2 protein-coding genes are annotated in these 1,441 nt (G+C 67.1%); both read left to right on the top strand.

The genetic code is table 11. The features are described from left to right. Positions 1-29 precede the first annotated feature (29 nt). On the top strand, positions 30-1,085 hold the full coding sequence (locus JV551A3_RS04370) for an ATP-NAD kinase family protein (RefSeq protein ID WP_133978366.1): 1,056 nt from the start codon (positions 30-32) through the stop codon (positions 1,083-1,085). 22 nt (positions 1,086-1,107) lie between these two features. Then, on the top strand, positions 1,108-1,441 hold a 334-nt coding region (locus tag JV551A3_RS04365), incomplete at its 3' end, for a thiamine pyrophosphate-dependent enzyme (protein WP_235874540.1).

The following is a 1,441-nucleotide window of genomic DNA, read 5'->3' as shown; positions in this document are numbered from 1 at the left end:
CCTTGGCAAACAAAAATACGAGGTGCGCCATGCCGCTACCCGCCCCGACCGTCGGGATCATTGCCAACCCTGCCTCTGGCCGCGACCTGCGCCGCCTGACCGCCAATGCCGGGCTCTATTCGAGCACCGACAAGGCTTCGGCGATCCAGCGCCTGCTGGCCGCCTTCGGTGCCACCGGCATCGGCCAGGTGCTGCTGCCCAGCGACATGACCGGCATTGCCGCCGCAGTGCTCAAGGCCGGCCAGGGCCCGGGCGCCCGTGACCAGCACTGGCCAGCCATCGAGATACTCGACCTGCCGCTGACCCAGACTGTTGCCGATACCCGACTGGCCACCCGCCTCATGGTCGAGCGCGGTGTGGCGATGATCGCGGTGCTCGGGGGCGACGGCACTCACAAGGCAGTCGCCGCCGAGGCCGGTGACGTACCGCTGCTGACCTTGTCCACCGGCACCAACAATGCGTTCCCCGAACTGCGCGAAGCCACCAGCGCTGGCCTGGCCGGCGGCCTGCTTGCCAGCGGCCGGGTACCGGCCAGCATCGGCCTGCGCCGCAACAAGCGCCTGCTGGTGAAGGTGCCCGAGCAGCAGCTTGCCGAATGGGCCCTGGTCGAGGTGGCAGTGTCGCCCCAGCGCTTCATCGGCGCTCGGGCCCTTAGCCGCAGCGAGGACCTTTGCGAAGTCTTCGCCTGTTTCGCCGAACCCCATGCCATCGGCCTGTCGGCCCTGTGCGGCCTGTGGTGCCCGGTGTCGCGCCAGGACCCGCACGGCGCCTGGGTACGCCTGAACCCCGGTGCCGAACAAGCACTGTTGGCACCGCTGGCACCCGGCCTGCTGCAAGGCTGCGGTATCACCGCCAGCGGCCCGCTGACACCCGGCGTTGCCCATCGCCTGAGCCTGGCCAGCGGCACGCTGGCGCTGGACGGTGAACGCGAAATCGAATTCGCCGAACACGACACCCCCACCATCACCCTCGACCACCAAGGCCCATTGAGCGTGGACGTCGAGGCCGTGCTGGCGCATGCCGCCCGCCATCACCTGCTGGCCGTGCCCCGTGGCCACCGGTTGCACCCTGCAAACCCGTGTTGAGACAACCCTGGAGAACAACAAGATGTCCAATCAACTCAGTACCGAACAATTGCTGCATGCCTATGAAGTGATGCGCACCATTCGCGCCTTCGAAGAACGTCTGCACGTGGAGTTCGCCACCGGCGAGATCCCCGGCTTCGTCCACCTGTATGCCGGCGAAGAAGCTTCCGCCGCCGCGGTCATGGCCCACCTGAGCGACGGCGACTGCATCGCGTCGACTCACCCCGGTCATGGCCATTGCATCGCCAAGGGCGTGGATGTGTACGGCATGATGGCCGANATCTACGGCAAGAAGACCGGCGTGTGCGGGGGCAAAGGCGGCTCGATGCATATTGCCGACCTGGAAAAAGGCATGC

The sequence above is a fragment of the Pseudomonas inefficax genome (assembly GCF_900277125.1).
GTDB lineage: Bacteria > Pseudomonadota > Gammaproteobacteria > Pseudomonadales > Pseudomonadaceae > Aquipseudomonas > Aquipseudomonas inefficax.
The sequence above is the reverse complement of the archived record's forward strand: the minus strand, read 5'-3'. Positions and strand labels throughout refer to the sequence as shown.

Coding starts and splice junctions, on each gene's coding strand:
- JV551A3_RS04370 (WP_133978366.1), top strand. CDS start 30: ATGCCGCTACCCGCCCCGACCGTCGGGATCATTGCCAACCCTGCCTCT.